The sequence below is a fragment of the uncultured Bacteroides sp. genome (assembly GCF_902491285.1).
Lineage (GTDB): Bacteria > Bacteroidota > Bacteroidia > Bacteroidales > Bacteroidaceae > Bacteroides.
This window is the reverse complement of sequence record NZ_CABUHK010000016.1, coordinates 18,104-40,314: the sequence shown is the minus strand read 5'-3', so window position 1 is coordinate 40,314 and position 22,211 is coordinate 18,104. Positions and strand designations below refer to the sequence as shown.

General features: G+C 46.3%; 15 protein-coding genes. 9 read left to right on the top strand and 6 right to left on the bottom strand.

Annotated elements, in window-relative coordinates:
- Positions 1-6 precede the first annotated feature (6 nt).
- The 3 genes from RDN93_RS06115 to dxs are packed head-to-tail and all read right to left on the bottom strand — an operon-like array spanning position 7 to position 4,729.
- Complete coding sequence (locus RDN93_RS06115; RefSeq protein ID WP_308744675.1) at positions 7-1,458, bottom strand: TrkH family potassium uptake protein; 1,452 nt, start codon at positions 1,456-1,458, stop codon at positions 7-9.
- A 24-nt stretch (positions 1,459-1,482) separates the two neighbouring features.
- Complete coding sequence (gene trkA, locus RDN93_RS06110; RefSeq protein WP_308744674.1) at positions 1,483-2,823, bottom strand: Trk system potassium transporter TrkA; 1,341 nt, start codon at positions 2,821-2,823, stop codon at positions 1,483-1,485.
- A gap of 1 nt (position 2,824) precedes the next feature.
- Complete coding sequence (gene dxs / locus RDN93_RS06105; RefSeq protein WP_308744673.1) at positions 2,825-4,729, bottom strand: 1-deoxy-D-xylulose-5-phosphate synthase; 1,905 nt, start codon at positions 4,727-4,729, stop codon at positions 2,825-2,827.
- Positions 4,730-4,810: 81 nt separating this feature from the next.
- On the opposite strand from dxs, the gene RDN93_RS06100 reads away from it, so the two are divergent.
- The 5 genes from RDN93_RS06100 (at position 4,811) to RDN93_RS06080 (ending at position 12,993) form a co-directional block, all read left to right on the top strand.
- Positions 4,811-5,800 carry a GSCFA domain-containing protein gene (locus RDN93_RS06100; protein WP_308744672.1) on the top strand — a complete coding sequence of 330 codons (990 nt, stop codon included), beginning with the start codon at positions 4,811-4,813 and terminating at the stop codon, positions 5,798-5,800.
- Positions 5,776-8,316 carry a bifunctional UDP-N-acetylmuramoyl-tripeptide:D-alanyl-D-alanine ligase/alanine racemase gene (locus tag RDN93_RS06095; RefSeq protein WP_308744671.1) on the top strand — a complete coding sequence of 847 codons (2,541 nt, stop codon included), beginning with the start codon at positions 5,776-5,778 and terminating at the stop codon, positions 8,314-8,316. The genes RDN93_RS06100 and RDN93_RS06095 overlap by 25 nt, the downstream gene beginning before the upstream one ends.
- A 188-nt stretch (positions 8,317-8,504) precedes the next feature.
- Positions 8,505-8,723 carry a twin-arginine translocase TatA/TatE family subunit gene (locus RDN93_RS06090; protein ID WP_007751163.1) on the top strand — a complete coding sequence of 73 codons (219 nt, stop codon included), beginning with the start codon at positions 8,505-8,507 and terminating at the stop codon, positions 8,721-8,723.
- 12 nt (positions 8,724-8,735) lie between these two features.
- On the top strand, positions 8,736-9,560 hold the full coding sequence (gene tatC, locus RDN93_RS06085) for a twin-arginine translocase subunit TatC (protein WP_308744670.1): 825 nt from the start codon (positions 8,736-8,738) through the stop codon (positions 9,558-9,560).
- Positions 9,535-12,993 carry a DEAD/DEAH box helicase gene (locus RDN93_RS06080; protein WP_308744669.1) on the top strand — a complete coding sequence of 1,153 codons (3,459 nt, stop codon included), beginning with the start codon at positions 9,535-9,537 and terminating at the stop codon, positions 12,991-12,993. Before tatC ends, RDN93_RS06080 begins: the two co-directional genes overlap by 26 nt.
- Positions 12,994-13,389: 396 nt before the next feature.
- Here RDN93_RS06080 and RDN93_RS06075 read toward each other — a convergent pair whose 3' ends face one another.
- From RDN93_RS06075 to RDN93_RS06065, 3 genes are all read right to left on the bottom strand, one after another.
- Positions 13,390-14,838 (bottom strand): MFS transporter, encoded by a 1,449-nt coding sequence (locus RDN93_RS06075; RefSeq protein WP_308744668.1) that lies wholly within the window; start codon positions 14,836-14,838, stop codon positions 13,390-13,392.
- 277 nt (positions 14,839-15,115) lie between these two features.
- Entirely contained in the window at positions 15,116-16,036 is a 921-nt protein-coding gene (gene kduI / locus RDN93_RS06070; RefSeq protein WP_175631182.1) for a 5-dehydro-4-deoxy-D-glucuronate isomerase, read from the bottom strand.
- 64 nt (positions 16,037-16,100) lie between these two features.
- Positions 16,101-17,507 carry a PTS transporter subunit IIC gene (locus tag RDN93_RS06065; protein ID WP_308744667.1) on the bottom strand — a complete coding sequence of 469 codons (1,407 nt, stop codon included), beginning with the start codon at positions 17,505-17,507 and terminating at the stop codon, positions 16,101-16,103.
- A 302-nt stretch (positions 17,508-17,809) separates the two neighbouring features.
- Here RDN93_RS06065 and RDN93_RS06060 point away from each other — a divergent pair, with 302 nt between their 5' ends.
- The 4 genes from RDN93_RS06060 (at position 17,810) to RDN93_RS06045 (ending at position 22,097) form a co-directional block, all read left to right on the top strand.
- A complete protein-coding gene (locus RDN93_RS06060; RefSeq protein ID WP_308744666.1) occupies positions 17,810-19,009 on the top strand; it encodes a glycoside hydrolase family 88 protein in 1,200 nt (399 codons plus the stop codon).
- 9 nt (positions 19,010-19,018) lie between these two features.
- Positions 19,019-19,990 (top strand): pectinesterase family protein, encoded by a 972-nt coding sequence (locus tag RDN93_RS06055; RefSeq protein WP_308744665.1) that lies wholly within the window; start codon positions 19,019-19,021, stop codon positions 19,988-19,990.
- A 117-nt stretch (positions 19,991-20,107) separates the two neighbouring features.
- On the top strand, positions 20,108-20,296 hold the full coding sequence (locus RDN93_RS06050) for a hypothetical protein (protein ID WP_308744664.1): 189 nt from the start codon (positions 20,108-20,110) through the stop codon (positions 20,294-20,296).
- Positions 20,297-20,348: 52 nt separating this feature from the next.
- The gene (locus RDN93_RS06045; RefSeq protein ID WP_308744663.1) at positions 20,349-22,097 is read left to right on the top strand and encodes a pectinesterase family protein; all 1,749 of its coding nucleotides are present in this window, start codon (positions 20,349-20,351) and stop codon (positions 22,095-22,097) included.
- The last annotated feature ends 114 nt before the right edge of the window (positions 22,098-22,211 follow it).

Below are 22,211 nucleotides of genomic sequence, written 5' to 3'. Positions count from 1 at the left end.
CCTTACTTAGTTTTTCTTCCAAAAATCGGAAGTGAAAAGCAACAGTACCGTAAATAATTCCAGACGTCCCAGAAGCATTAAGAAAGAAACCAGCCATTTGGTGGGAACAGGTAATGCGCTCCATGAGAAAGCAGGGCCGCATGTGCCGAGTCCCGGTCCCATATTACCCATGCTTGAGATAACAGTTCCGACCGATTCCAGAAAACCGACTCCCAAGCCCATCATAATAAGTATGCTGATAAGAGCAATCACTGCATACAAAAAGGTGAAAGCCAGTACTGTGGACTGGATGGAAGGGGAGATAACCTGCTTGTTAACACGTACCGGAAGCACGGCATTGGGGTGCAGGATATGTTTGAATTCATTTTTCACTACCTTAAACAGGATAACCATGCGGATACACTTGATACCACCTGTCGTACTGCCGGCACAGGCTCCGATAATCATCACGATGAGAAGACAGCCCCAAAGAATGGAAGGCCAGAGCATATAGTCGGCTGTGGCGAATCCCGTGGAAGTCTGCAATGAAATCACTTGGAAAAGTGATTTGCGGAATGCTTCTTCTGCTCCCATCGAAGATGTCTGGTAGAGCCAGGCAGCGATAAATAGAGTGAAGAAGGAAACGCATATAAAATAGAACTTCAGTTCCGCGTCATGGATAAACTTCTTTATCTTACCATTGAACATTAACAGTAACAGCGTGAAGTTGATCCCTGACATAAACATGAAAATAGAGATTACATAATCTATATAAGGAGAGTGATAGTATTCAATACTAGTCTGCTTGGTAGAGAAACCACCGGTACTGGTCGTTGTGAAAGCATGGCATATACTGTCGAAAACACTCATACCGCCAAATACTAACAACACGATGAGAGTTCCCGTCATTCCGGCATAAATACCCCAAATCCATTTGGCGGTAATGCCAATGCGGGGATGTACCTTGTCGTGAGTCGGGCCGCTGGCTTCTGCCGCAAATACCTGAATGCCACCGACACCGAAAATAGGCAGGACGGCAATGGTAAAGAATACAATTCCCAAACCGCCAATCCATTGTGTCATGGCACGCCAGAAAAGTATTCCGTGCGGCATTGATTCAATATTATTTAAGATAGTAGCGCCCGTACTGCTGAACCCCGACATGGTTTCGAAGAATGCATCGGTGACGCTTGGAATATATCCCCCTATATAATAAGGTAACATTCCGAAAAGAGAGAACGTGACCCATGCCACACTGACAATGACATATCCGTCACGACGGTTGAGTGATTTTTCCGCTCCTTTGCCGATGGCGAGCAATAGGATGCCTACGCTGGCTGCAATAGCCGATGAAATCAGGAAACTTTGAAAGTCACCCTCTTTGTAGAAAAGAGAGACACCGCCACAACATAGTAACATTGCTGTTTCTATGAGCAGCAGAAAACCCAGAATCCGGTATATCATCTTAGAGTTAATCATAAATAAATTCCTGCTACTTACTGTCTAATTAAAGAATTTCTCTATTTTTTTTATCATCATGCTCAGGCAGAATACGACGACATGGTCGCCCGGTTGAATCAGCGTATCACCGGTAACCAGTACTCCTTCTCCGTTACGAATCATGCCACCGATAGTTGTTCCTTTCGGAAGTCCCAGGTCCTTGATCAGATGCTTTGTTATTTTTGCTCCGGCAGGTACGGTAAATTCTGCGACATCCGCATTGGCAAACGTCAGGCATTTCACATTGGACACGTCGGCATCCAGCATCATTTGATAAATATGGCTGGCGGCAATCATCTTCTTGTTGATGACCGTACCGATGTCAAGACTTTCCGCCATGCCGATATAGTCGATATTCTCCACTTCCGCCACAGTCTTTTTCACGCCCATGCGTTTGGCGGCAAGGCAGGCCAGTATATTGGTTTCGGAATTTCCGGTCAGGGCAACAAAGGCTTCGGTATTTTTCAGTCCTTCTTCGATAAGAAGATCCATGTCACGGCCGTCGCCATTGATAATCATTGTTTTGTCATCCAACAGTTCTGTCAATCGGTTGCAACGGTTGATGTCGTTATCTACGATTTTTACTTGCATATAGTCCGGCACATATTGCGCGGTACGGACTGCGATGCGGCTTCCGCCCATAATCATCACGTTGCGTACGTCGGCATAATCTTCCTTGCCGGCTATCTTGCGTATATAAGGAATATATTTGCGGGTGGTGGTGAAGTAAACGATATCATGCAGTTTTATTACATCGTCTCCACGCGGGATAATGGTTTCCGTTCCGCGTTTGATGGCTACTATGTGATAAGGGATATCCGGTGCGCCCAGTTCATAAAGAGGTATATTCAGTATTTCCGCTTTTTCGCGCATCTTTGTACCTATCAGTACGAGAGCTCCGCCACAGAATTCCCACCATTGGCGTACCCAGCTCATACGCATGGAGGATACGATTTCTTTGGCAGCCAACATCTCGGGATAGATTAACGAATCCACTCCCAGCTTTTGGAAGAACTCTTTATTTTTGGGCAGAAGATATTCATAGTTGTCGATACGTGCCACTGTCTTCTTGGCTCCCAGGTTGGTAGCCAGCATACAGGCAGTCATGTTGCGGCTTTCGTCCGGGGTGACTGCGATAAACAGGTCGGCTTCTTTGACACCCACCTCTTTCAGACCGGAGATGGAAGAAGGAGAGGCGGCTACTGTCAGTAAGTCGAAGTTGGCGCTGAGAGCACTTAGTTTCTCCTCGTCATCATCCATCAAGATAATATCTTGCTTTTCGCGCGATAACAGTTTGGCCAGATGGGTGCCTACGTTGCCGGCACCGGCAATAATAATCTTCATGTCAATAGATAAATTCTTTTATTTTAGTCAGAATACCTTCCTCGTCCATGCCGCAGATATGGTAAAGTTCAGTTACTGAACCATGTTCCACAAATATATTGGGGATACCGATACGCTTCACTGTCGGCTTGTATTCGTTGTCCGCCATAAATTCAAGGACGGCACTCCCCATACCACCTTTGACGATACCGTCTTCAATAGTCAGGATACGCTCGAATTTGCGGCCTATTTCATGTAATAACTCCTCGTCCAGCGGTTTCAGGAAACGCAAATCGTAATGAGCGATGGATTTGCCAAGCTCGGCTTCTGCCTGGGTGATGGCGCGGGCAGCCGTGTTTCCTATCGGTCCGATAGTGATAACCGCAAGGTCGTCACCGTCTTTCAACTTCCTTCCTTTCCCTACCGGGATTTCTTCCAACGGACATTTCCAGTCCACCAGCACGCCGCGTCCCCGTGGATAACGGATTACGAACGGGCCTTTGTCCGGCAGTTGCGCCGTGTACATCAACCGGCGTAACTCATGTTCGTCCATTGGCGAGGAAATGGTCAGATTGGGTATCGGACGCAGGCAAGCCATATCGAAAGCTCCGTGATGCGTAGGCCCGTCCTCGCCGACAAGTCCGGCACGGTCGAGACACAATACCACAGGAAGATTCTGTATCGCTACGTCATGGATGATATTATCATGTGCCCGTTGCAGAAAAGAAGAATAGATATTGCAGAACGGCAGCAATCCGTCTTTCGCCATACCACCGGAGAAAGTAACGGCATGTCCTTCGGCGATGCCGACATCAAATGCACGTTTCGGCATTTTCTCCATAAGGATATTCATCGAACAGCCGCTGGGCATGGCAGGAGTCACACCGACAATGTTCGGATTGGCTTCGGCAAGTTCTACCAATGTATTTCCGAATACATCTTGAAAGAGAGGCGGCATTCCTTCCGTGTTGACAATGAAACGTTTGCCGGTGACAGGGTCGAACTTGCCCGGAGCGTGCCATTCGGTAGCATGTTTTTCTGCTGGGGCGAACCCTTTTCCCTTTACAGTGTGCAAATGCAGGATTTTCGGTCCTTGCAAATCTTTAATATCATGCAGGACGCGGGCAAGATTCTTTACATCGTGCCCGTCTATCGGGCCGAAGTAACGGATATTCATTCCCTCGAAAATATTCTGTTGCTGTGCAGCCATCGATTTCAGGCTGTTGCCGAAACGTATCAGTGCCTTACGGCGTTCCTCATTCAGGATGCCGAGTTTGAACAACACCCGTGACATTCTGAAACGTAACTGGTTGTAACGGTTGGAAGTCGTCAGGTTGAAAAGATACTGTTTCATGCCGCCGACACTGCGGTCGATAGCCATATCGTTGTCATTCAGGATAATAAGCAGGTTGTTTGGTGTAGCAGATGCATTGTTCAGCCCTTCGAAAGCCAGCCCGCCACTCATGGAACCGTCACCGATGATAGCTACTACATGACGTTGGGAGTCTCCTTTCTGGGCGGCGGCGACAGCCATACCGAGAGCGGCGGAGATAGAATTTGAGGCGTGTCCGCACGTGAAAGTGTCGTATTCGCTCTCTTCCGGTGATGGAAAAGGGCGGATTCCGCCAAACTTCCGGTTGGTGGAAAAGGCTTCACGACGTCCTGTCAGAATCTTATGGCCGTATGCCTGATGTCCCACATCCCATACAATACGGTCATAGGGCGTATTGTAGATGTAGTGCAAGGCTACCGTCAGTTCCACTGTCCCCAAACTGGCGGCAAAATGTCCCGGATTGCAGCAGAGTTCTTTAATAATGTCTTGCCGCAGTTCATCGCATACTTCCGGCAGTTGCTCTACGTTTAGTTTTCGTAGGTCTTCGGGGTAATTAATAGCGTTTAGCAAGTTATATATCGGTTCACTATTCATGATTCGAGAAAATTTAGTGCAAAAGTACGAAAAGAAAGTATACTTTTGCATACGAAATGTAATAAAGTGATGGAAAATCGTATGAACTTTCAAACATCTGTGGAATTGCCCGGCGGACTTCCGTCTGTCAGCCATGCAGACCATATCCTTTTGATGGGGTCTTGTTTTGCCGAGAATATAGGTGCCTTGCTGATAGATGCCAAATTCCGGCTGGACCTGAATCCTTTCGGTATTCTTTATAATCCTTTATCTATCTTATCCGCTTTGCGGGAGATTGCAACGAAAAAGAAATATACAGAAGAAGACCTGTTTGTTTATAGAGGACTGTGGCACAGCCCGATGCATCACGGCTCTTTTTCCGCATCTGCTCCGGAAGATACATTACAGAATATCAACAGCCGCCTGCAGCAAGCCCACCGGACTATGCAGAAACTTGATTGGCTGATGCTGACTTTCGGTACGGCTTACGTCTATGAACAAAAAGAAACGGGAAAGGTTGTTGCCAATTGCCATAAACTGCCCGAAAATAACTTTAACCGCAGGCTTCTTCTTGTAGATGAAATAGTAGACGAATATACTTCATTGATTACCGGCCTGGCAGCCCGTAATCCGAATATGAAGATTCTGTTTACGGTAAGTCCTATCCGTCATATCCGCGACGGGATGCACGCCAACCAACTAAGTAAATCCACTTTATTACTCGCCATCGACCGCTTGCAGCAACTCTTCCCGCAACACGTCTTCTATTTCCCTTCCTATGAAATAGTATTGGACGAATTGCGTGATTACCGTTTTTATGCGGACGATATGCTGCATCCGTCTCCATTGGCAATCCGTTACTTGTGGGAACGCTTCTCCGAAACATTCTTTTTTGCTGAGACAAAGCAGATTATGAAAGAAGTCGAAGACATCCGGCGCGATCTGGTTCATAAACCCTTTCATCCCGGTTCAGTGGCGTATCAACGCTTTTTAGGACAAATAGTGTTAAAAATAGAACGACTTATCGGAAAATACCCGTACTTAGATTTTCAAAAAGAAACAGAACTATGTCATATGCGATTAAATCCATAGCCCAAAGTATCGGTGCCCGCCGTGTGGGCGACTACGAGGCGACTATTGATTGGCTGTTAACAGACAGCCGTTCTCTGAGTTTTCCTGAAGAAACTCTTTTTTTTGCTTTAGCTACCAAACGAAATAGTGGCGCACGCTATATCCCTGATTTGTATGACAGGGGAGTCCGTAATTTTGTTGTCTCCGAAGAAGACTTTAAACAAATTGAGAATGGAAAATGGAGAGTGGAGAAATCTGTGCAGCATGATGGTGCGCAGCCAATCCTCAATTCTCAATTCTCCACTCTCAACTTCCTCATTGTCCCCAATCCCTTGAAAGCTTTGCAGAAGCTGGCCGAAGTGCATCGTGAGAATTTCAAAATACCCGTAATAGGTATTACCGGCAGCAATGGAAAGACGATTGTGAAAGAATGGCTGCATCAGTTGCTCAGTCCGGATCGTTGTATCGTCCGTTCTCCGCGCAGCTATAATTCTCAGATTGGCGTTCCGCTCTCTGTATGGCAACTGGATGAGGAAGCGGAATTGGGAATCTTCGAAGCAGGCATCTCCGAAATGGGAGAGATGGGAGCCTTGAAGCGAATGATAAAGCCCACTATCGGTATTCTGACAAATATCGGCGGTGCCCATCAGGAGAATTTCTTCTCATTGCAGGAAAAGTGCATGGAGAAACTGACACTTTTCAAAGACTGTGATGTCGTAATCTACAACGGTGATAATGAGCTAATCAGCAATTGCGTTGCAAAATCAATGCTGACAGCCCGTGAAATTGCCTGGAGCCGTACCGACATCGAACGTCCGCTACATATCAGTCGCGTGACAAAGAAGGAAGACCACACTGTTATTTCCTACCGTTATCTGGATATGGATAATACTTTCTGTATTCCTTTTATCGACGATGCTTCCATAGAAAATGCGCTGAACTGCCTGGCAGCCTGTCTCTATCTGATGACTCCTGCCGACCAGATTACAGAACGAATGGCACGTCTCGAACCGATTGCCATGCGCCTGGAAGTAAAAGAAGGAAAGAATAACTGTGTCTTGATAAACGATAGTTATAATTCAGATCTGGCATCTCTGGATATCGCTCTTGACTTTCTTGTCCGCCGTTCCGAAAAGAAAGGATTGAACCGGACGCTTATCCTGTCGGATATACTGGAAACCGGACAAAGCACGGCAACGCTCTACCGGCGTGTAGCCCAACTGGTTCAAAGTCGTGGAATCAATAAACTGATTGGTGTAGGACCGGAGATTTCTTCGTGTGCCGCCCGGTTTAATGATGATATCGAACGCTATTTCTTCCCAAATACCGAAGCCCTTCTGGCGTCAGACATACTTAAATCCCTTCATTCGGAAGTCATTCTGATAAAAGGTTCGCGTATATTCAACTTCGACAGAGTATCCGAAGCACTGGAATTGAAAGTGCATGAAACCATCCTTGAAGTAAACCTGCATGCGATGGTTGAAAATCTGAACCACTACCGTTCCATGCTCCGCCATCCCGAGACGAAGATGATATGTATGGTGAAAGCCTCTGCTTACGGAGCCGGTTCGTATGAAATTGCCAAGACTTTGCAGGAGCATCATGTCGATTATCTGGCAGTGGCCGTTGCCGACGAAGGTTCCGAACTTCGCAAAGCGGGCATCACTTCCTCTATCATGATTATGGATCCGGAACTTACGGCATTCAAGACCATGTTCGACTATAAACTGGAACCGGAAGTTTATAATTTCCATCTGCTCGATGCACTTATCAAAGCTGCCGAAAAAGAAGGAATCACCAACTTCCCGATTCATGTAAAACTGGATACGGGGATGCACCGTCTTGGTTTTGCCATCGAAGATATACCTTTGCTTATCCGTCGTCTGAAGAATCAGAACGCGGTGATTCCCCGTTCGGTATTCTCTCATTTTGTAGGAAGCGATTCTCCTCAGTTCGATGCCTTTACCCGCCAGCAGATAGAGCTGTTTGAAAAAGGTTCGCAGGAATTGCAGGCCGCTTTCTCTCATAAGATTCTCCGTCATATCTGCAATACGGCGGGAATTGAACGTTTTCCCGGTGCGCAGTTTGATATGGTGCGCTTGGGAATCGGGCTTTATGGAGTCAGCCCGATAGACAATTCGATTATACATAATGTAAGTACCCTCAAGACAACGATACTTCAGATACGTGATGTGCCCGAAGAAGATACGGTAGGGTATAGCCGGATGGGGCATCTGGTGCGTCCTTCACGTATCGCCGCCATTCCTATCGGTTATGCCGACGGACTGAACCGCCACTTGGGACGGGGAAATGCCTATTGCCTGGTGAACGGAAAGAAAGCGCCTTATGTGGGCAATATCTGTATGGACGTCTGTATGATAGACGTGACCGACATCGACTGCCGCGAAGGTGACCAGGCGATTATTTTCGGTGACGACCTGCCGATAACGGTTCTCTCCGACAAGTTGGATACGATTCCTTACGAAGTCCTTACCAGCATTTCGACGCGGGTGAAACGGGTCTATTACCAGGAATAAGGTCTGGCGATAAGCGAAAACAGAAAGACCGGCAAACGATAATCCGTTAATGATAAACGGTGGACAGCAAACGGTAAATGATGAATGAAAGTGAACTAACATAAATAATTCATCGTTTACCGTTTACAGTTTGCCGTTTTTCTTTATATTTGCACCAACTAATAAAAACCTCTTTATCAGATAAACGTATGACAAACTTATTATTATTAGGTTTCTTGCCTAGTGGTTCCGAGTGGATTATTATTGCTTTGGTTATTCTCCTGCTTTTTGGCGGAAAGAAAATTCCTGAACTGATGCGTGGTTTGGGCAAAGGCGTGAAGAGCTTCAAGGATGGGGTGAACGATGCCAAAGAAGAAATAAACAAGGCGAAAGAAGACTTGGACAAACCGGCGGACTCAAGTAAGTAAAAGTAAGTACGAATGGCAGAAATGACCTTTTGGGATCATTTGGATGAACTGCGCAAGGTACTTTTTCGGGTGATCGGAGTCTGGTTTGTATTGGCAGTAGGTTATTTTATTGCTATGCCCTATCTCTTTGATCATGTGATTTTGGCGCCATGCCATAATGATTTCATATTCTACGATTTATTACGTCATATCGGACAGACATTCGACCTGACCGATGACTTTTTCACACAAGAATTTCAGGTGAAGCTGGTCAATATAAATTTGGCCGCTCCTTTCTTTATACATATGTCGACAGCTTTTTGGATGTCGGTTGTGACGGCTATGCCTTATCTTTTCTTTGAAGTGTGGCGATTTATCGGCCCCGCTCTTTATCCCAACGAAAAGAAAGGAGTGCGCAAGGCATTAACCATCGGAACAGTGATGTTCTTCATCGGTGTCTTGCTGGGGTATTTTATGGTTTATCCGTTAACTCTCCGTTTCCTTTCCACTTATCAGCTAAGTTCGGAAGTGGAGAACATCCTGTCACTCAATTCCTATATTGACAATTTCATGATGCTGATTCTCTGCATGGGGCTGGCCTTTGAACTGCCATTGGTGACGTGGCTGCTTTCATTGCTGGGAATAGTCAATAAGTCCTTTTTGCGAAAATACCGTCGCCATGCCGTTGTTGTCATTGTGATAGCAGCCGCCATAATCACTCCGACGGGCGACCCGTTCACGTTGAGCGTCGTTGCTATTCCGCTTTATCTGCTCTACGAAATGAGCATTCTGATGATAAAGGACAAGAAAAACACAGAAGAAGAGATTGAAGATGAAGTTGCCCTGTCGGAAGAGTGAAGCGATAGAATCTTATGAGTTACTTTTAGCTGTCTGTCGGGCGGATGATTCGTATCTGGCGGTCGGGTACAAGCAGATGCGGGATTTGTTGGAAAGGTTCTGCCGCTTTTATATGCACAATGAAAGCCTGCAGATGACCGACCTTTCTGCGCGGATTAGTTTTGTAGCTGCCAAAGTGGGGATTTCTGTTGTGGAACAGAACAGGCTGCATACTTTCCGGTTGACTTCGAATGCCATTCTGAACCGTAAACAGGAACCGGTGAGGGAGCATCTTTTGCGGGATGCAAAAACAATAGCTTTCTTTATCCGCAAACTTTCCGGAGAAGACATACCGGAAGAACTGTACCGGTTGTTTCCGAAAGCGGATGCTACTTACTTGGTTGCTCCCCCCGCCCGTGAACGGGTGCAACGGATGCGCGTATGCTTTCAGTATGCGGATGAACAGTATTTGTATGTGACCCCGTTGGATGAAGTGTCGGAGAAACCTTATCTTGTCCGCTATAATATACCTCAAATTAACGAAGAATTTGCAGAAACGTGCAAACTGCTTTGGCGTCATGCCCAACTCAACCTGCTGGATACCGCAATTGATGAAGCAGGAATACTGACCCCCTCGTTTATTGTTCTCGAACCGGATTATCTGATTGACATCAGTTCCCTTGCCGAGTGTTTCCGCGACTACGGGCATCATCCGGCAAATTATTACCTTTCCCGTCTTCAGCCGATTGAGAATGCGCGTCCCCTGTTGCTGGGAAATATAGCCAATCTTTTTCTCGATGAATGGATTCACGCGCAGGACGAAGACATTGACTACCGGACTTGTATGCAAAAAGCCTTCCGGCGCTATCCTATTGAGTTGGCAGCCTGTCCCGATTTGCGGGACAGGGAGAAGGAACGCCAATTCTTTGACGACTGCAAACTGCACTTTGAGCATATTCGCGAAACGGTGAATGATACTTTTCATGCCGCCGGATACGAACTCGATAAGACAGACGCAGTGCTCGAACCCTCTTATATCTGCGAGGCACTCGGCCTGCAAGGGCGTCTCGACTATATGCAACGGGATATGTCTTCCTTCATAGAAATGAAGTCGGGCAAAGCCGACGAGTACGCCATCCGTGGCAAAGTAGAACCCAAGGAGAACAATAAAGTGCAGATGCTTCTCTATCAGGCTGTTCTTCAATACTCTATGGGGATGGACCACCGGAAGGTAAAAGCCTATCTGCTCTATACCCGTTACCCGCTTCTCTATCCGTCCCGTCCTTCCTGGGCAATGGTGCGCCGGGTGATTGACTTGCGCAACCGGATTGTTGCCAATGAATATGGTATTCAATTACGGAACAGCCTGGAATATACGGAACAGAAACTGGAAGAAATCAACGCCGCCACCTTGAATGAACGGGGGCTGAAAGGACGCTTTTGGGAAACCTGGCTGCGCCCGTCTATCGACAGCTTCCAAGAGAAATTGAAAGCTCTTTCGCCACTGGAGAAAAAATATTTCTATGCCGTATATAACTTCCTTACCAAAGAACTTTATACTTCCAAGTCCGGAGATGTAGACTATGAAGGACGCACGGGAGCCGCTTCTTTATGGCTTTCCACATTGGCCGAGAAGTGTGAGGCAGGGGAGATTATCTATGATTTGAGGATAAAGGAAAATCATGCTGCTGATGAGTATAAAGCTCATTTGCTGCTGACACGCTCACGAAATTGTGAATCTTCGCAAGAATTGCCACAAGAGCTTTCGCAAAAAGAAAATATAGACGACGGAATACAAAACGTACTTCCCAACTTCCGCCAGGGCGATGCCATCATCCTCTATGAACGCAACCATCCGACGGATAACGTAACCAATAAAATGGTATTCAAGGGAAATATCGAGTCCCTGGCAGATAATGAAATCGGTATCCGCCTGCGCTCTACGCAGCAGAACCCTTCTGTGCTTCCTGCAGAAAGTCTTTATGCCATAGAGCACGATACGATGGACACTACCTTTCGTTCCATGTATCAGGGATTATATGCTTATCTCTCTGCTACACAGGACCGCCGTGACTTATTACTTTCGCAACGTCCGCCGAAGTTTGATGAATCGTTGGATACCCTTATCTCCCGGGCAGAAGACGATTTCACCCGTGTTGCGCTGAAAGCCAAAGCCGCACAGGATTATTTCCTTCTCGTCGGTCCGCCGGGAACGGGCAAGACTTCCTGCGCACTAAAGAAAATGGTAGAGACGTTCCACACCGACAAGGATACTCAGATTCTGTTGCTTTCATATACCAACCGTGCCGTTGATGAGATATGCAAGTCATTGGCTTCTATCCGCCCGGTTGTCGATTTTATCCGTGTCGGAAGCGAATTATCGTGTGACGAGAACTACCGCGACCATCTGATAGAAAACGAACTGTCGTCCTGCAACCGTCGTTCGGAAGTTTACGAACGTATCCGGAATTGCCGCATTATTGTGGGAACAGTCGCTGCTATTTCCGGCAAACCGGAACTATTCCGTCTGAAACATTTCAATGTATCCATCATAGATGAGGCTACCCAGATACTCGAACCGCAATTATTAGGTATTCTTTGTGCCCGTGGCGAAGATGACCGGAACGCTATTGATAAGTTTATCCTGATTGGCGACCATAAACAGCTTCCTGCCGTTGTGCTGCAAAATACGGAGCAATCTGCTATCTATGATGAAGCGTTACTGTCGATTGGGCTGGCAAACCTGAAAGACTCGCTGTTCGAACGTCTTTACCGGAATTGTTCTTCTGGCAACGGCAGCGTGTCGCCCGTTATTGCCGGTAACGCATCGTCGGCTACTGGTCGTTCATTCGATATGCTTTGCCGTCAAGGGCGTATGCATCCCGAAGTAGCCTTGTTTGCCAACCGTGCTTTCTATGGCGGGCGTCTGATTCCCGTCGGATTACCTCACCAACTGGAGGATTCCGAACATATTTCCCGTGTCGCTTTTTATCCTTCCGTGCCGGAACAGGCAGGAACGTCTGTCAAGATAAACTCTTCGGAAGCCCGGATTGTTGCCGGTCTCGCTGTCCGTATTTACGAAAGTAATCAGAAGAGTTTTGACGAATCCCGCACGTTAGGAATCATAACTCCCTACCGGAGTCAGATTGCTCTTATTAAAAAAGAAATAGAAACATTGGGTATTCCGGCACTCAACCGGATATTGGTAGATACTGTCGAGCGTTTTCAAGGCAGCGAACGGGATGTTATTATCTATTCCTGTTGCATTAATAGTTATTATCAGTTAAAATTTGTCTCTAATTTAACAGAAGAGGATGGGGTACTGATAGACCGGAAACTGAACGTAGCCCTTACCCGTGCACGAAAACAGATGTTTATAACGGGTGTACCAAAGTTCTTGGAATCTAGTCCGCTTTACCAAAGTTTATTAAAATTAATAGAGAATAGGGGGTAATTCGCTAATTTTTGCAGATGTTAGTTTTTATTCTCTCTTTATGCGATTCATTAACACCTCTATAATGAACAAACGCCTATATTTGCAGCACGTTTTTTTCATAGAGATTTAGATTTAAGGTTAGAAGAATTGTGGAAGTCGTGAGACTTCCCTTTTTTTCATCTTAACGTTTACTATTCTTCATTATTGGAATGCAAAGACACTGCTTTTTTAGTATGTCAATTTCATTTAATAGTTGCAGGATGATGATGCAGAGTAAGTAAACCTAAAAAGCCTTCTTCGTGAGAAGAGGCTTTTTTGTTTTTTTTCATTGAAAGAATTATTTGTAATTAATAGAGGGCGGCTCGTGATGAGTCGCCCTCTTGCATTGTTATAATAATATTGAGATTGGATTGCTTAGTCCAATACGATAGGTTTGTACTTCGGTACTAATGCCTTCATGATTACCCAGCCCACCAGATAAGCTACGGCACAGATACAGAACATGATGAAATATCCGGCAGGTTTGCCTTCAAATCCCATAAATGTCATGTGCGTTTCGTCAGCGTGAACAAACAGCAGACCAGCGCCGAACTGCATCAGCATAGAACCTACGCCACCCGCCATACCGCCGATACCTGTAATACTTGCAATCGCCGTTTTCGGGAACATATCACCTACGGTAGAGAAAATGTTAGCCGACCATGACTGGTGGGCAGCACCACCGATACCGATTAGGATAACAGGGAACCACGGAGAGAACGTACCCAACGGTTGCGCCAACAATACTACCAACGGGAAAAACGCGAAAATCAACATCGCCTTCATACGTGCGGCATACGGATTCATACCTGTCTTATTGATAAAGATAGTCGGAAGTTTACCACCATAGATAGACAACATAGTCACGGCGTAAAGCGTGAAAATCAGTGCCATCCCCAGTCCGTCGGAAGTCTTGATGTCGAACTGGGTGTTCAGGTAAGACGGAGTCCAGAACAGGAAGAACCACCATACACCGTCCGTCATGAACTTACCGGCAGCGAAAGCCCATGTCTGCTTGTAAGTGAAGCATTGAAGGAAGCTCATCTTCTTCTCATCTTTCTCTTCAACAGCTACAGGAGCGGCACCTGTCTCGTATTTATCCTGTTCGATATAATCCAATTCGGCTTTGTTGACGTGCTTGCTCTTCGACGGAGCATCATACATGAATATCCACATACCCATCCAGACGAAGCCGAGGGCACCGATAACGATAAACGCCATTTCCCATCCCCATGCTTTCGCAATCAGCGGGATAGAAACCGGGGCAATCAAGGCACCGATAGAAGCGCCGGCGTTGAAGATGGAAGTAGCGTAAGCGCGGTCTTTCTTGGGGAAGTATTCCGCCGTTACTTTGATGGCAGCCGGGAAGTTACCCGCTTCACCGAGAGCCAGGATACAGCGTGCGGCAAGGAAGCAGTACATACTTACGGTAGCCAGCACCACCACTACGTCACCCGTAGCAGCCATCAGTTCGGCTGCGCTGTGCATACCTACATACTGTTCGGTCACGATTCCGCAAAGTGCGTGCATACAAGCACCTGCCGACCATACGCCGATTGCCCAGAGATACCCTTTCTTCGTACCCATCCAGTCGATAAATCGGCCGGCAAACAACATACATATTGCATATACAATAGAAAAAACGGAAGTAATCGTACCGTAGTGAACTTCGTTCCAATGAAATTCCGGTTTAATAAACTCATCCCAGGTAAGGGAAAGCACCTGGCGGTCGAGATAGTTAACTGTAGTAGCAAAGAATAGCATAGCACAGATAGTCCATCTGTAGTTTGTCATTTTCTCGCCTGTTTTTTGAAATGCATTCATGATAATGGATTTAAATAGATTTTGATTCGTTGACAAAGGTCGGGATTTCGACTGGATTTTATTTGTAAAAATTGGTCGAATTCATGTATTATTCGTTACATTATATATGCTATTTGTTTCAAAGGGCATATTCATCGCCTCATGACACAAATAGTATGTGATTTCGGGGGGTGTGTCGGAATGCATAAAACCCGGAAAACTTCATCCCTTCTCTCCGGCGGGAGGAAAGGATGAAGTTTCTCGGATTTTATATATGTAATGCAGAGCCGCGCAACGATTAGCGCATTTCTGTATATTTGAGCTTGTCCATGTCTCCGTAGTCGAGGTTTTCACCAGCCATACCCCAGATGAACATGTAGTTGCTTGTTCCGGCAGCAGCGTGGATAGACCATTCCGGTGACATGATAGCCTGTTCGTTCTGCATCCATACGATGCGTTCTTCCTGAGGTTCGCCCATGAAATGACAGATGGCGTTGTCGGCAGGCACGTTGAAATAGAAGTAGGCTTCTACGCGACGGCTGTGAGTATGAGCCGGCATTGTGTTCCATACGCTACCCGGTTTCAGTTCTGTCAATCCCATCTGCAACTGGCAAGGACCTTCTTCAAGTACGTTGTTCACAATCAACTGGTTGATAACGCGGTCGTTGCTTTCTTCCATCTTTCCTGCTGCGAAAGAGTTGGCTTTCAAAGAACCTTTGCGTCCGTCGATAGTAATCAACTGAGTCTTGTATTCCTTGTGAGCAGTAGCGGAGTTGATATAGAACTTAGCAGGATTGCTTGAATCCTTGCTCTTGAAAGTCACTTTCTGCTTGCCTCTACCTACGTACAGGGCATCCTTGAATTTCAGCGTATATTCTTTGCCGTCAACGGTTACGATACCTTCGCCACCAATGTTGATGACACCCAGCTCGCGGCGTTCCAGGAAGAATTTAGCTTTCAGCGGGTCGATAGTTTCCAATACCAGTTCCTTAGTGGTAGGAACAGCGCCACCGAAGATAAGGCGGTCATACATGGAATAAGTAAGGTTGATTTCGTTCGGAGCCATTACTTTTTCCATCAGGAAGCTACTACGCAGGCGGTTTGTATCATACGTTTTCACGTCTTGCGGACTGCAAGCCACTTGCATCTTGTAATTCACCTGGGCAGAAGCAGACATGGCTGCGATACCCAACATCATTGCAATTGCTAATTTTTTCATCTTTCGAATTTTTATTTGGATTATATATTATATACTACTTATTATCAGTTCTGTTTTTTTCGACTTATTCCTTATTACTGTCCAATGCATTTTTAGCATCGTTTCTGGTCATGCGGATACGGTTGTAGATTGCCATTCCGAGTGCGAGTGCCACGAGGATGGCAGGACCGATAATCTTCAGGCTGTAAGTCAGGTGGAAGATACCCCAGCAGAAAAGGCTGGAAGCAAAGTCGAGCGCGCCGCCTTCAAAACCTGCGGGAATATTCACTGTCGGGTCGCCCGTAGCGGCAAACACGTCTTTCGCAGCCAGTGTGAAGTAACCTGCAAGTCCCGTCACGAAATACAGACCGACCGTCAAGGCTACCAGACCGATAATGAATGATTTCACTACGTTACCTTTCGTAATGGGCAGAATCATCGGGAACAAGTAGAACATACCTGCCAGAGAGGCCAGCGGTAAGAAACGGTTGCCCGGAAGGATTACCGCGAGGAAGATAGTGACAGGAATCAAAAGCAGTGAAACCACCAGCGTAGTCGGATGACCGATTACCAATGCAGGGCTCATACCGATGCTCAGACCTGTGTTGCTCTTGTATTTTTTAGCGATAAGCTCGCGGGTAGCGTCGGAGATAGGTTTCAGACCTTCGATGAAAAGGCTTGTGATACGGGGAATCAATTCCATTACCGCGCCCATCTTGATGCCCAGTCCCAAGATACTGGGAATATTGTCTACCACTTCCTGCCAGCTTCCGCAGCCCAATATTCCGATACCGCAACCGATTACGATACCCAGGAACAGCGGCTCACCCATCAGGCCGAATTTCTTCTTCATACCTTCCGAGTCAATATTCAGCTTGTCGAATCCGGGAATCATATCGAGCAGTTTGTTGATAACGATAGCAAACGGAACAAAACTTTGGCAGAACGGTTGTGGAATGGAGATACCGTCCATTTTATCATAGAACTTCTGGAAAGCGGGAGCAGTCATGTCAGCCATTACCAGCGTGATGATATAGCAGATGATAGCAGCGAAGAATCCCCAAAGGATACTGTCGGAAGCAAAGTAGACAATCGCTCCGATAAATGCGAAGTGCCAGTAGTTCCAAAGGTCGATGTTGACAGTGCGTGTTGTTTTAGTAAGCAGCATAATCAAGTTGACACCCAGACAAACCGGGATGATAAAGGCACCGACAGATGTGTTGTAGGCTACTGCTGCCGCAGACGGCCAACCCATGTCGAAAATACCCAGCTCCAATCCGTAGATTTCTACCATTTTACTCAGTGCAGGGCCCAAGCTGCTGGTAAGCAACGCTGTGACTACCGACAAACCGACGAAACCGACACCGACTAATAAACCGCTTTTCAGCGCTTTGGCTAATTTAATACCGATACATACTCCTAAAATTGTGAAAATGACCGGCATCATCACTGCCGCTCCAAGACCGATAATGTACTTGAATACTTCTTCCATTCTGTTCTATTTTTTCTCTGTTTTAATGATAAATTACCTGTGTTTCCCCCAGAGGGTATTAGTTGTAAACCGTGCCAAAAGTACGACCTTTTCCGCTTTCTTCCAAGACGAAACAATTAATTTATCAGATATTACGTCAAAAATGGACATTTTTGACGTTTACGTGCACAAAATTAGTCGTTTCCGTGCACGAAAAACAAAAAATGCACCTACTTGATTAAAAAATCCCACTGGCTTTAACGGAAAAACACTACTTTCGTACCGTGAAAGACTCGTATGTTTAATCCTTAAAATGACAAACCATGAGACGAACCTCTTTTTATAATTTTTTTATATTGGCTCTACTGGTCGCAATCGCCCTTCCGGCATCCTCTCAGCAGGTAGACAGCAAGCTGCCCTGGTCTGTACGGATGACTGAATCGGAGATAATCCGTTATCCCGAATCCTGGCAGCTCGACTTCCAGCCGAAGTTGAAGTGGGATTATTGCCACGGACTGGAACTGGGAGCCATGCTCGACGTTTACGACACTTACGGCGACAAGAAAATTCGCGATTACGCCATCGCCTACGCAGATACAATGGTTCATGAAGACGGAACGATTACTGCTTATAAATTAACCGATTACAGTCTCGACCGCATCAACTCCGGAAAGATTCTTTTCCGTATCTATGAGCAGACGAAGAATCCCAAATATAAGAAAGCGCTCGATTTGCTTTACAGCCAGTTCGAAGGACAGCCGCGCAATGAGGACGGCGGCTTCTGGCACAAGAAGATTTATCCGCATCAGATGTGGCTGGACGGACTTTACATGGGGGCTCCTTTCTATGCGGAATATGCGTTCCGCAACAATCTTCCGCAGGATTATGCAGACGTAATCAACCAATTTGTCACCTGTGCCCGTCATACGTACGATCCGAAAAACGGTCTGTACCGTCATGCTGCCGATGTAAGCCGCACCGAGCGTTGGGCAGATCCGGTGACCGGACAGTCCAAACACAGTTGGGGACGTGCTATGGGATGGTATGCCATGGCATTGGTAGATGCCTTGGAGTTTATTCCGAAGCATGAAGCCGGAAGGGACTCCCTGCTCGCTATTTTGGATAACATTGCCGTTCAGGTGAAGAAACTGCAAGACCCGAAGACCGGAGCATGGTATCAAGTGCTCGACAAGAGTGGTGAGAAGGGAAATTATCTTGAGTCATCCTGTTCCGCCATGTTTGTTTATTCCTTATTCAAGGCAGTCCGTCTGGGATATATTGATAAGTCTTACCTTGATGTGGCGCTGAAAGGGTACAAAGGTTTCCTGAAAAACTTTATCGAAGTGGATAAGGATGGATTGGTGACCATCACCAAGGCCTGTGCCGTAGCCGGACTGGGTGGAAAGGTCTACCGTTCCGGAGATTATGAGTATTATATTAACGAAACTATCCGCAATAACGACCCCAAAGCAGTGGGGCCTTTTATCATGGCGAGCTTGGAGTATGAACGTTTACAAAAATAATTTCTACCGATGAAAAGGGCATTTTTTAAAGGAATGATGTTGTTTCTACTGTTGAGTGCAGGGGGGACATCGGTCTATTCGCAGCAACAGCAACGCAAAGATACGTTGGTCGTGACACGTGACGGCACAGGAGATTACCGTACTGTTCAGGAAGCAGTGGAAGCCGTCCGCGCTTTTATGGACTACACGGTGACTATTTATATCAAGAATGGCACGTACAAAGAAAAACTGGTGATTCCCTCTTGGGTGAAAAACGTGCAATTGGTAGGCGAGAGTGAAGAAAAGACGATTATCACGTATGATGACCATGCCAATATCAACAAAATGGGAACATTCCGCACTTATACCGTCAAGGTGGAAGGCAATGACATCACTTTCAAGAACTTGACGGTTGAGAATAATGCGGCTCCTTTGGGGCAGGCAGTGGCCCTTCATACCGAAGGCGACCGGCTGATGTTCGTCAATTGCCGTTTCCTCGGCAATCAGGATACTGTCTATACCGGTTCGGAAGGAGCCCGTCTTTTATTCACCAACTGCTATATAGAAGGTACTACCGACTTTATATTCGGTCCTTCTACGGCACTTTTTGAATATTGCGAACTGCATAGCAAACGTGATTCGTATATTACCGCCGCTTCGACTCCTCAAAATGAAGAGTTCGGCTATGTCTTCAAAAACTGTAAACTGACCGCTGCTCCGGGAGTGAAAAAGGTGTATTTAGGTCGCCCTTGGCGTCCTTACGCCGCTACGGTGTTTTTTAATTGTGAGTTTGGCAGTCATATCCGCCCCGAAGGATGGCATAATTGGAAGAATCCGGAGAATGAAAAGACAGCCCGTTATGCCGAATTTGGAAATACTGGCGAAGGTGCAGGTACATCGGGACGTGTCGGATGGGGAAAACAACTCACAAAAAAGGAAGCATTGAGGTACACACCGGAGAATATCTTTAAAGAAAACAGTAACTGGTATCCTTATAAGTAGAAATAAATAAGGTTACCGACTGCTTATGTAGCTTGAACTTTCCAGTAGCTAAGCACGAAACTCCTGTTTCCAGGCACAGAACTCCCGTTTCCAGGCTGGGAACTGTAGTTTCCCTACGTGGATACTCGCGTTTCTCTACGTGGATACTCTCGTTTCTCTACGTGGAAACCGGAATTTCTCTACGTGGAAACTGAATTGGATGCGTGCAAAACAGGCGGACGTGAAGTGTTGCAGATAAACATCTGCAACGGTATCTGCAACAGGTATCTGCAACACTGCAATGGGTTGATAGCAAGTGAGATATAAGCAAAATGTTGCAGATGGCAGATAAAAATGAAAAATAAAACTTATAGAAGGTATGAAGAATATGAAAACACTCAGGGCTAAAATGCTGGGATTACTGGCGGTTGCCTTTGTTCTTTGTTCTGCATTTCGTGCGGACAAACCTGTCGTAACTATCTTTATGATAGGGGATTCGACTATGGCAAACAAGAAGTTGGACGGCGGAAATCCTGAGCGTGGCTGGGGAATGGTACTTCCCGGATTCTTCTCCGAAGACATAAAAATAGACAATCATGCCGCCAACGGACGCAGTTCCAAGAGTTTTATTACCGAAGGACGTTGGGCAAAAGTCATCTCCAAAGTGAAAAAAGGCGATTATGTCTTTATCCAGTTCGGACATAACGATGAAAAAGCGGACTCTACCCGTCACACCGAGCCGGGAACTACTTTCGACGACAATCTCCGTCGTTATGTAAACGAAACCCGTGCGAAAGGCGGTATCCCCGTATTGTTCAATTCCATCGTCCGTCGTAACTTCGTCCAACCGCAAGATGCTTCCATCACTAAAGATGTCCGCCGGACACCGGGGGAAAAAGAGCAACCCAAAGAAGGAACGGTCTTGTTCGATACTCATGGTGCTTATCTGGATTCTCCCCGTAATGTTGCGAAAGAACTCGGAGTTGTATTTGTTGATATGAATAAAATCACTCATGACCTGGTGCAAGAGCTTGGACCGGTAGAATCGAAAAAACTGTTTATGTTTGTCGCTCCCAATCAGGTTCCGGCTTTCCCGAAAGGCCGCGAAGACAATACTCATTTGAATGTCTACGGAGCGCGAATCATCGCAGGTTTGGCTGTTGATGCCATCGGCAGGGAAATCCCCGAACTGGCAAAATATATCCGTCATTACGAATATGTGGTAGCCCAAGACGGCAGCGGTGATTTCTTTACCGTGCAGGAAGCAATCAATGCCGTCCCCGACTTCCGTAAAAATATCCGTACCACGATTCTGGTCCGCAAAGGCACTTACAAAGAAAAGATTATCATCCCTGAAAGCAAGATTAATATCTCCTTGATAGGAGAGGATGGCGCAGTACTGACTAATGACGATTTCGCCAATAAGAAAAACATATTCGGTGAAAACATGGGAACTTCCGGTTCGTCCGGTTGCTATATCTATGCTCCGGACTTTTATGCCGAGAATATCACATTCGAAAACTCATCCGGTCCCGTAGGGCAAGCCGTTGCCTGCTTTGTTTCTGCCGACCGTGCATATTTCAAGAATTGCCGCTTCTTAGGTTTTCAGGATACCCTCTACACTTACAGCAAACAAAGCCGCCAATATTACGAGGACTGCTACATCGAAGGAACCGTCGATTTTATCTTCGGCTGGTCTACTGCTGTGTTCAACCGTTGCCATATTCACAGCAAGCGTGACGGCTATGTGACTGCTCCTTCTACCGACAAAGGGAAAAAGTATGGTTACGTCTTTTACGACTGCAAGCTCACCGCAGAACCGGAAGCTACAAAAGTATATCTTTCCCGTCCCTGGCGTCCGTATGCTCAGGCTGTATTTATCCGTTGCGAACTGGGAAAACACATTCTTCCCGAAGGTTGGAATAACTGGGGTAAAAAGGAGAACGAGAAAACTGCCTTTTACGCCGAATATGAGAGCCGTGGCGAGGGAGCCAATCCAAAAGCGCGTGCTGCTTTCGCCCGTCAGTTGAAGAATCTGAAGGGATATGAGATAAAAACAGTTCTGGCAGGGGATGATGGTTGGAATCCTGCGGAAGATGGAAATAAGTTGCTGGATGTAAAACGTTGACTGTACCCGAAAGGATATTATTTTCTATTGCTTTTTTTCTTTAAGTGTGGGTTTTATCGGATACACACTTGCGGAAGTTGTCACGAAACTTTTGAATAAAGGAAGAAACCATTC

Coding starts and splice junctions, on each gene's coding strand:
- RDN93_RS06115 (WP_308744675.1), bottom strand. CDS start 1,458: ATGATTAACTCTAAGATGATATACCGGATTCTGGGTTTTCTGCTGCTC.
- trkA (WP_308744674.1), bottom strand. CDS start 2,823: ATGAAGATTATTATTGCCGGTGCCGGCAACGTAGGCACCCATCTGGCC.
- dxs (WP_308744673.1), bottom strand. CDS start 4,729: ATGAATAGTGAACCGATATATAACTTGCTAAACGCTATTAATTACCCC.
- RDN93_RS06100 (WP_308744672.1), top strand. CDS start 4,811: ATGAACTTTCAAACATCTGTGGAATTGCCCGGCGGACTTCCGTCTGTC.
- RDN93_RS06095 (WP_308744671.1), top strand. CDS start 5,776: ATGTCATATGCGATTAAATCCATAGCCCAAAGTATCGGTGCCCGCCGT.
- RDN93_RS06090 (WP_007751163.1), top strand. CDS start 8,505: ATGACAAACTTATTATTATTAGGTTTCTTGCCTAGTGGTTCCGAGTGG.
- tatC (WP_308744670.1), top strand. CDS start 8,736: ATGGCAGAAATGACCTTTTGGGATCATTTGGATGAACTGCGCAAGGTA.
- RDN93_RS06080 (WP_308744669.1), top strand. CDS start 9,535: ATGAAGTTGCCCTGTCGGAAGAGTGAAGCGATAGAATCTTATGAGTTA.
- RDN93_RS06075 (WP_308744668.1), bottom strand. CDS start 14,838: ATGAATGCATTTCAAAAAACAGGCGAGAAAATGACAAACTACAGATGG.
- kduI (WP_175631182.1), bottom strand. CDS start 16,036: ATGAAAAAATTAGCAATTGCAATGATGTTGGGTATCGCAGCCATGTCT.
- RDN93_RS06065 (WP_308744667.1), bottom strand. CDS start 17,507: ATGGAAGAAGTATTCAAGTACATTATCGGTCTTGGAGCGGCAGTGATG.
- RDN93_RS06060 (WP_308744666.1), top strand. CDS start 17,810: ATGAGACGAACCTCTTTTTATAATTTTTTTATATTGGCTCTACTGGTC.
- RDN93_RS06055 (WP_308744665.1), top strand. CDS start 19,019: ATGAAAAGGGCATTTTTTAAAGGAATGATGTTGTTTCTACTGTTGAGT.
- RDN93_RS06045 (WP_308744663.1), top strand. CDS start 20,349: ATGAAGAATATGAAAACACTCAGGGCTAAAATGCTGGGATTACTGGCG.